Origin of the sequence: Mesorhizobium sp. M0522, from assembly GCF_040321085.1 — a bacterium.
Classification (GTDB): domain Bacteria; phylum Pseudomonadota; class Alphaproteobacteria; order Rhizobiales; family Rhizobiaceae; genus Mesorhizobium.
In genome coordinates this window covers 86,679-95,579 of record NZ_JAMYQW010000010.1, presented here as the reverse complement: position 1 = coordinate 95,579, position 8,901 = coordinate 86,679, and the positions used below count along the sequence as shown (strand labels likewise).

General features: G+C 58.5%; 7 protein-coding genes and 3 pseudogenes. 6 read left to right on the top strand and 4 right to left on the bottom strand.

From position 1 onward, the window contains the following. Entirely contained in the window at positions 1–456 is a 456-nt protein-coding gene (locus NKI58_RS14280; protein ID WP_352853360.1) for a T6SS effector amidase Tae4 family protein, read from the top strand. 489 nt (positions 457–945) lie between these two features. Here NKI58_RS14280 and NKI58_RS14275 read toward each other — a convergent pair. Continuing rightward, a pseudogene (locus NKI58_RS14275) lies at positions 946–2,465 on the bottom strand (relaxase/mobilization nuclease domain-containing protein); the annotation flags it as partial. 3 nt (positions 2,466–2,468) lie between these two features. Continuing rightward, positions 2,469–2,861 carry a MobC family plasmid mobilization relaxosome protein gene (locus NKI58_RS14270; protein WP_352853358.1) on the bottom strand — a complete coding sequence of 131 codons (393 nt, stop codon included), beginning with the start codon at positions 2,859–2,861 and terminating at the stop codon, positions 2,469–2,471. A 658-nt stretch (positions 2,862–3,519) separates the two neighbouring features. On the opposite strand from NKI58_RS14270, the pseudogene NKI58_RS14265 reads away from it, so the two are divergent. From NKI58_RS14265 to NKI58_RS14255, 3 genes and pseudogenes are all read left to right on the top strand, one after another. Beyond that, positions 3,520–4,233: pseudogene (locus NKI58_RS14265) on the top strand (ParA family protein). A gap of 332 nt (positions 4,234–4,565) precedes the next feature. Beyond that, entirely contained in the window at positions 4,566–4,790 is a 225-nt protein-coding gene (locus NKI58_RS14260) for a hypothetical protein (protein ID WP_352853356.1), read from the top strand. Positions 4,791–5,060: 270 nt separating this feature from the next. Beyond that, a complete protein-coding gene (locus NKI58_RS14255) occupies positions 5,061–5,570 on the top strand; it encodes a helix-turn-helix transcriptional regulator (RefSeq protein ID WP_352853354.1) in 510 nt (169 codons plus the stop codon). A gap of 15 nt (positions 5,571–5,585) precedes the next feature. On the opposite strand, the pseudogene NKI58_RS14250 reads toward NKI58_RS14255, so the two are convergent. Then, a pseudogene (locus tag NKI58_RS14250) lies at positions 5,586–5,865 on the bottom strand (DNA -binding domain-containing protein). A gap of 181 nt (positions 5,866–6,046) precedes the next feature. Here NKI58_RS14250 and NKI58_RS14245 point away from each other — a divergent pair. Both NKI58_RS14245 and NKI58_RS14240 read left to right on the top strand, forming a co-directional pair. Continuing rightward, positions 6,047–6,547 (top strand): hypothetical protein, encoded by a 501-nt coding sequence (locus tag NKI58_RS14245; protein ID WP_352853352.1) that lies wholly within the window; start codon positions 6,047–6,049, stop codon positions 6,545–6,547. A gap of 37 nt (positions 6,548–6,584) precedes the next feature. Continuing rightward, complete coding sequence (locus NKI58_RS14240) at positions 6,585–7,055, top strand: DUF6998 domain-containing protein (protein ID WP_352853350.1); 471 nt, start codon at positions 6,585–6,587, stop codon at positions 7,053–7,055. On the opposite strand, the gene NKI58_RS14235 is transcribed toward NKI58_RS14240, so the two are convergent. Further along, positions 7,052–8,728, bottom strand: a complete 1,677-nt coding sequence (locus NKI58_RS14235) for a RecQ family ATP-dependent DNA helicase (protein ID WP_352853348.1) — start codon at positions 8,726–8,728, stop codon at positions 7,052–7,054. The two genes, NKI58_RS14240 and NKI58_RS14235, sit on opposite strands and share 4 nt — an antisense overlap. Between the last annotated feature and the right edge of the window lie 173 nt (positions 8,729–8,901).

The following is an 8,901-nucleotide window of genomic DNA, read 5'->3' as shown; positions in this document are numbered from 1 at the left end:
ATGACTATCTTCGACAATCTCGAGCAATACTATCCGACGAAGCCGAAAACCGAGCTCTACGCGGATCTTGGTGGCCAGTGGCCCGAGCTGGTCGACCATCCAAATTATCAAAATACGTGCGCAATACGCTTGTCAGTCGCCTTTCACGCTGCGGGTTACTCAATCCCCAAAAAGTACAAGGAAGCCATAGCCGGCGATGGCAGAAACATAATCATCAAAGTTAGGACGATGTGGGATTACGTCACCGAGCAGTTCGGCCAATTCACGTGGGGCATGAGCAAAGAGCCTGGAACCGTTATTCAGATCCCGCCAAAGAAAGGCATGCTCGTCTATCACAAAGCCTTCTCGGACGCCACCGGTCATTTCGATCTTTGGAAAGGGACGAGCTTTGTAGGTTCCGGCAACTTAGACGACGTCAAGGACGGATTTAGCATCGCGATGTGGTGGTGGGAATAGCATTGGACGACGAGCACTCGCGGCAATTCCAACTCGCCCTCTGTCGACGCTAAAGCGGAGAAGGCCATGGAGTCTTGCGCCGCCGGAGCAACATCATCGCCAAAGCTGATCTCGACTTGAACGGGGATTCGGGTTCTCCCGCGAAACGCTGTCGTCTTCACTTTGACGCCATATTGATGATCTTCGCGCATAGCCTTGACGTTCAGGCCGTCCTTGTCGTCGAGATCGATCTGGAACCCCTTCACGGCCGGCAGCATCTCATCTCTTGACTTCTTTGGCCTGCCCCGCGCAGAGCTTGAGTGAGGAAGGCCCGCAACTATCAGAACGGCCAAAAGCCGGCCAAAAAGGCCAGCATTTCGCTGCCCCACTGCACGAAGATTTGGTACCAGCCAGACAACGTTTCATAAGCAACCTGCAGTGCACCTAGGAAGAAAACGAAACAGATGATGATAGCAAATAACTTGCCAAACCCCTCGTCACCCTTCGGGTCGCTGCTCTGGTAAACGCAGTCAAATGATCCCGCTGCTGTTCTGCATAGGCGGCAACGCGCCGATCGCCGCTGGCCAGCGCTATTTTCTGCCAACTCTGCGTCGCCTTTATGGCATACTCCCGGCTTCTTTCGGCCTTCGCCAGACTGCGCCGTCCGCTCCGCTTGGCGTCGTACCGTCCCTGTGCCGCCTCGCTGGTCCCGACGTGCTCGGTCCGCCCTTCCCTGCTCACCGGCCTCACCTGATTGCGGGTAAAGGCGGGCGGACTGGCGAACTCGCGACGATCGGTCATCTCCATCGCTATTCCCTGCGCCCGGGCCATCTGCGCCATTGTGGCCCGCCATTCCCGAAACACCTGCGGGGTCGTCTCGATCCGATCACCCGATTCCGATCGCATGGTGATGATCGCGTGCGCATGGACATGTGGCCGCTTGCCTCCATCCCCTTCTTCCTTCGGATCGTTGGCCGGATCATGCATGGCAAACACGTAGCGATGGCCGGCGAACTGCTCGGCGAGGAAGTCGCGTGCAGCGTTTTCAAACGCCCCGACATTCGTACCGGCCCGGGCCGACATGATCAGGTGCATCACGTCGCGGCCTTTGCGGCTGTGCAGATCACCGCGCCATTCCTTTTGCACCACGTCGCCAGCATGTTTTTCGTCACCGATGACTTGGCCGCGGTCGTCGCGAATGTCGCCGTCATGGCATTCAACCAGGCTTCGCAATTTGCTGGCGCCATACTCGACACCGTTGCCGTAGCCATGGAACGAGAACCGTGCAGCCACATCCTGCGCGGCCGCACTCACGTCATATCGCACCTGAATGACGCTGGCGGCCTTGTCGTCGCCAGTCAGCCGCTCCCCCTGCCCGCTTCTGAGAACGACCGCTCCTTGAACCGTCAGAGCGCCGTCGGCCTGGTGCGTGACAGCGTAAGCATAGCGTCGATCGCCGAACGTGCTCGTCAAACTGTTCCTGACCAGCTCATGCATCGCCTCGTCTGACCAAACCGCCGCAGTCGCAATCTCTACGGTGAAGCTGCCGATATCGCGGCTCTCCACTCGGTTCTGGAATAGATGATTCCAGTCTCCCCGCAACCGCGCTAGATCCTCGCGGCTGCTGATGCGCTCGCCGTTCTCGTTCTCGCGGCGAGCTCGCCGCCGCGCGACACATAATTCAGCATCGCCCCTACCCTCGCGCCGGCGCCGTAGGATGCCATTTTGACAACCGTGGGCTGGCTGCCCTGGGCCACCGCCGCTAGCCGAACTTCTATTGGACGGGACACCGCTGCTGCCCGCGTCTCGGCCACGAAGATCGACTTGGTGGCCGTCCGCCGCATTTTCGGCTGGCTGCCACCGCCGCCACCAGCACCACCGCCACCGCCCAGCGCGGCCATCGGTTTCAATAGACGCTTCATTTCGTCTTCGGCCGACGAACGGCGTTTTGGCCCAAGCGATAGCTCATGCAGCAACGCCGCGCGGCGCTGCTCCCATTCGCTCGTGAAGGCGCCGAAGAAGATTTCCACCCCTTACCCATCCCCTCGCCGCTTATGGCCGGCGCGCTTCGCCAGCGATCGCAACTCCGTCATAACGGCCGCTTGGACGCGCTGCACGTTCCCGAGATTGATGTCGACATCACTCGGATGAACGCCTTTGCCGCTGTTGAGCGCCCGCGCGACCTGATTGAGGTTCACGCCGATCGCGCGCAGCAGCAATGCCATCACGAGGCGGTCTTCCTCGGTAAGGAATGGCCGAGCGCCCGCTCCCTCGATGATGAGCGACCGGAAGAACCCGGAAACCGTCATGTCGGCCGCGTTCGCGGCCTTCTCGATTGCTGCATATTCGTCCGCGCTGACGCGGGCATGCACCATTCGACCCTTCCGGTTCGGCTCGAGCCGGACCTCGAATTTCGCGTCGTCCATGGCCTTGGGCCCCCTCTGACTGGCGCTTGCGGCAGGCATCGAGGGCTTGTTCCTCGATCGTCAATACACGTGAAATAACCACTTAGTGGGAGAAATCTTCGAACGGCCCACATTTCGCTCGTCCACATCGAAACGATGTCAGAGCCTCCGTCCCTGCCCTTTCAAACGCTAAAACGCTCTCCAGGGTTCACCTCCAGGACCGCTTTGTCGGCCTTTGTGCCCCTCGTACTCGTCCGCAAGGGGAAGCTCCGCTCTTCGCCCTGGCGGACTGCGTGCGAGCGTCACAGACGGCTTCGCGCGGCTCCAGGGTTCACAACAAAAAAGAGCGGGAAGTCCGGTGCCGACTTCATCGGTCAACAAGCGAAGTTGGGCGACTGTGGAGACTTCTACGATGGCTCAAACGGCAGTGCGCGGTTGATCCCATTTCACACGACTTGTTCACACGATGTGTTCACATGCCACGACGTTACGACGTGAAAGCACGATGTGATTAAAGTATCACACGCTAGGATAGTGAGTGTGATCGCATGGTGTAAAAATGCCATGCGAAAGCAAGCATTCGCTTCGTTTGGAAATGCTATTGCTCCAAGAGTAGCCATGAGCGTGGCGACGGCCTCCCGATTTGAAGTCTTGGGAGACGGCAAAAGAGGAATCGAACATGCCTCGAAGAATTTGCGCGATCAGCGGAAAAGGCGGCGCCGGGGAAGACGGCGGTCATTATCCTCGTTGCCGGCGAGTACGCTATTCATGGAAAGAAGGTTCTTCTGATCGATGCCGATCCGCGCCAGAACCTCGCCGAATGATGGAATCGATGTGAGGCCAAGGAGAATCTTCCGGCCAACATCGAGCTGCACAGCGCGGCAACCCAGCGAAGCATTGAAACCGTGCTTGCCGAACAAGACGGCGTCTATGACGTAATCCTGATGGACTCACCCGGCGTCGACAGCGTCATCCGCGATACGATTATCCGCAACTCCGACCTGGTACTGACGCCAATCCAGCCGAACCAGGATGAAATCAAGGCGGCCGGCGAAGCCGCCACCATCACAGCGGATATTGGCGACCGGGAGGGGCGCACGATTCCCCACGTGAACGTGGTGACGCGCATCGCCCTGCCGGGCCGTGTTCTCGAGGCTTACAGGCTGATCCGTCCGTTCATCGCCAATCTTCGCGACAATGGCTATGAATCGACATTGATGGAAACCGAGCTCACCGAACGCAATTGCTACCGCGAAATCCGCAACGGCCTCGGCACTTGCAGATGCTCGAGCTGACCGACCCGGTGATGAAGGGTCGCGCGGAGGTCGCGGCGCTTGTGGCCGAGCTCGATGGCCATCTCGCGGCAAACCGGGAAAAGGTGGGAAATGTCTAAACCAGGCAAACTGTCCGTCTCTGACTTTCCGATCGCACCGCGACGGCCGAAGCCAGCCACGTCCAAAGCCTGGGGAGCGCAAGAGCAAGGCGATCAAGCGTGCCCTGGCTCAGGAGGAGGGACGCTATCACCTGCGCGACCTGAAGCGGGCGCACGCGCGGGAAGCCAAGCACTACGTCAATTGCCCTCTGGACTACGACACGAAGCTGCGACTGCAAAAGGCCGCCTTCGACAACGACATCAAGATGACGGTGATCATAAAGGCAGCCATCGACCAGTTCCTCCGAGACAATGGCTATTGATCCATGGGCGGTTGAAGCCTCCTGCTCGGGATGACGATCAGTATTCGTATTGGCATCTACGCCGCACCGTGGGTCGGTCGCCAAGGCTTCGACTTGGGTGAAGGCTCAAATGCCGCTTCCCCATTGAACGGGCTTATGGAATCCGCTCTCGAACTCCTGGCGCATCTGGGGTGGGTCGATGGGGAAAAACTTGTCGAAGCTGTGTTCGAGGGAAAGCCGGGTGCTTGGCGAATGGTTGCAGCCAAGGCCAACTGATTTTCTCTCAGTGGGCAGTGCCTGTCCCCGCGCCAGCTCAAGGGCGTTATGAATGCAGGCTTCCGCTGGAAAGAACCATGCTCAGCGAGCGCAGCACGGCCGTGATGGTTGCTTATTGGGAGTAGCCAAAAGCGCTACCCTCACTCCCCGCTTCTGGAAAATCGCTGTGCAAGAGCGTGCCGGGGCGCCCTTGGGGCAATCCCGTTTTCAAATGTTTGATTGAGATCGTCGCCCTGTCCGCGACTGGAAAAAGGCAAGAAGGGAGAGGACGTGGCTAAGGATATGGACGTCTATAAAAACAAAATGGAATTGGTTGAGACGATCGATCCCGAGATCGATAAACCTGTTTTCCGCCACCCAGGGTTCGAAGGCATCAAAACCCTCGGCGAGATTGATGAAAGAATTTCCGCCTTCATCCGCAAGGCGCGTGAGGACAAGGATCTGACCCGCGCAGAGCTCGCGCCCTTGCTTGGCCTTTCGATGCAGGTTTATGGCCGCTATGAGCGCGCATTCTCAAAAATGCACGTCACGCGCATGATCCACCTGTGCGAAATCCTCGGGTTCATGCCGATGGAGATGCTGTTCAGCGCTGCCCCGCATCTATGGGGCCGCACGCCGGAGGAAGCGCGCGACACCATGGAACTCGCCCAACAGGTCGTGTCTCTGCCGCACGGCACCAAGCGCGATCTGCTGGCCCTGGTTAAGAAAATGGTCGACTTGGAGCGTGCCGCCGGTGGCACGCCGGGGGATGCGTCAAAACTGCCGCCACGAAGTTTGTAGGTCCCGAACCCGTGGTCAGTGCCGCGCGCCGCCTTGCAGCAGGTAGCGATAACCGGATGTGGTCATCCAGCGGGCACGCGCCAAATGCGTCTCCCACGCTCTGCGCGCCCGCTTCGGTTCCTGGTCGGGATTGATGTGCAGCACGATGCGCGACACCTCCCGCCAGTCGGCATCGTCCGTCGCGGGCGTCCAGCAGACGCAGATACGTAACCATGTGCTGCTCGTCGTATCCGGTCAGCACCGGGGACTCCGGCGCGACGTCGGCAACTTGAGGGTCAAGGGGCGACTTTTGCATCAGTCCCGATCGATCTAGGTGGATTCCGGACAAGAAATCATCTGGGAACCAGCTTTGCAAGCAAACATCGTCTCAGAATCCCGAAAGCCGCGCTGCCGAGCGCATCTTTATATTGACAGCGCCTTCAAATAACATATAAAGATGCGCTCGTCCGATTAACTCGCTCACTGGAGAATAGTTCATGGCTGAAAAATTGGTGCAGATGACCCTGAGGCTCACAGAACCGCTGAAGTCTGCGTTGGCGGCAAAGGCAGCGCGAGAAGGTCAGGAGGAAGCCGATTATGCGGCTGGAGTATTGGCAAGGCATCTCATGGACGTGATCGGTGAACAGAATCCGAAGGAAGCAGAGAGGATGCGAGCGGAGCTGGAAATCAAGGATAGGATGATCAGCCTGGCTAGAAAATTCAAGGCGGAGGATGGATTTGACCCGAGCGTGACGCTGAAGGTTTTCCAGCATCTCAAGAACGACGAGGATATGGACAGGAAGTACCGGACGGCGATCGGCGGCCGCCCCGGCAACGAGAAGGGGAACCCGATCAAAGCTCGCATCAATCGTAGCCTCGGGGCAGCAATCAAGACCGCGGTCGGTGCAAGACCGGAAAAAACCGCAAACGGCGATCCCGTGAAGGTACCTGTCTCCGGCGAGTACATTTTTTCGTACACGCTACTGGCACGGGCATAGATCGACGTTGGGCAGCATATAGTTGAAGGGTTATCGGGTGCCAAACGATTTCAGACTTCCTCCTGTGGTCGCCGAATTGGTGGCGGCGCGGAACAAACTGCGGGAGCACTACAAAAGTGCTGGCCTGAATTTCACATTGGATGGCAATCTGGTGGGCGATATCGGCGAGGCCATTGCCGCCGAACTCTTCGGCGTCACGCTCGTGCCTGGAAACGGAACAGGAATCGACGGCCATGCAGCTGACGGGCGATCCGTTCAGGTGAAGGCAACCGGTACGGGACGCGGACCGGTCTTTCGGCATGTGGACACGCGTGCGGATCACCTGCTGTTTTTCGATATCGATTTCGGCAGCCTCAAGGGTGAGGTCATCTTCAACGGCCCGGAGAAGGTGGCCTTGGCAAAGATGCCCGTGAGCTGGATCGGGCAGCGTCCGGTTGCCAAAGGCATCATTCGGGCGGCTGACAAATCAGTAGACGATGGAGATCGGCTAAGGCGCATAGATCGCTAGCTGAGAACCCCGGCAACGTATCCGCTCACGCCGCGCCTTTTGATTTCAGCCCGGTCGCAATGATCACAGCAAGCTCGAAATCGCATTGCGGGCGAGCGGCTCCCGAATACCCCGTCGAGAATTCTGACCGACAGACTCGGACGTTCCCTGGATTTCGGACCTTGGAAGTAGGTCGAGATCGTCTCTCTCATGCAGCTCTGCGACCTCATCATCTCGTTCACCTGGTCGATCTGGCGGAAGCGTTCTTCAAGCATGTGTTCGCGATTGAGACTCAAGACGTCAGTCGATGCGACTGTTTTCTCGGCCATGAATCGAAGACGCGAAACGTCGCGGTTTACACTTGAGCCATTGTGGAACATGACAGCCACAGACGGCCTTCCGTCCCGGCCGGCACGGCCGAATTCTTGCAGCTGATCCTCGACAGAGGCCGACTGCTGCCAGTGGATGACCAAGCGGACGTTCGGGACATCAAGACCCATCCCAAACGCGTTCGTGCATATGATCTGGTCGACTGACGGCCTGCTCTGCCCGAGGAACCTTTTCACAAGTTCCTGACGATCCCAAGAGGTTCCCAGCTTCGAATGGTACAAGGGGATATCAAGCCCGCCATCGCGTAGCGCCTGCTGCATCTGCTCGCCGACTGCTACCGACGGCACGAAGACCATCGCCTTCTGGCCGCGGAGCTGAGGCAGTCTGAGCAGAGTAGCGATTTCGGTTGCCCTCTGTTCGGTCGCACACCTCCAACGGGCCAGCGCGATATTGGGACGGTCTACGTCCCGAACGAAAACTACGGCATCGTCAACACCAAGCGAAGCTAGAATGCGTTCCTGCATCTTCCTCCCTGCCGTCGCAGTAAATGCGAGCACGGGTGGCGATCCCAATTTCTCCCTGACCTCACGTAGGCGGCCGTATTCAGTTCGGAAATCGCGACCCCATTGGTCGACGCAATGGGCTTCGTCGACGACCAGGAATGTTGGCTTCGTTTGCTTGAGGCGCTGTCGTTCTTCCTCGCTGCGGACGAAAAACCGCTCGGGTGCGAGATACAGCAATTTGATCGCGGATTGGCCGAGTAACGAAAACCGCGTTTGCTTCTCTTCTGCATTTAGATCGCTATTGATGAAGGTGGCCGGAATCTTTTTGGCGAGTAGGTCCGATACCTGCTCCGCCATCAGGGTCTTCAGCGGACTGACAACCATGGTGAGACCGCGACGGAGAACCGCAGGAAGTTGGAAGCACAGCGTCTTGCCGGATCCGGTTGGGCTGACGACGAGAACGGATTTGCCTGACAGGGCAGCCAGAACGATCGGCAGTTGCCCTTGGCGGAACCGATCCAATCCGAAGAGACGGAGAGCCGGGCCGAAATTCGCGACCGCTTCCGAATTCTGACCGTCAGTATCCAGCCATGTGGCCAGCCTGACCGCCCATCTTTCGATAACCCTGCGTGCTAGTCCGCCTGCAAGATTTGGATGATGAGATGCGTGGCACCCATTGCAGAGGGTGACGAGGTTCGAGAGTTCGTCACTTCCGCCCATTGACCGCGGCAGGAGATGGTGAACATCAGCCTCGGCGGACTTCACGGGTGTCGAGCAGGCCACGCAGCGGTAGTCATCGCGTTTGAGAACCAGGAGGCGAGTGGCCTGCCATGTGCCCGCGTTAGTCGATTGGTCCATCATCGGTCATGCCCATGCCCCGTGAAGGTATAGACCTGTAGCAGACGTGGGTTTACCAAAGATGGCGCTGCGAATGCTAAACGCATAGGAACCTTCCCCCCGACACTGCCGCTCTCGGTGCGACGTAGACATAGCGACCGTTTCACCACCCGCGACTTCCACGCTCCGTAAAGGTA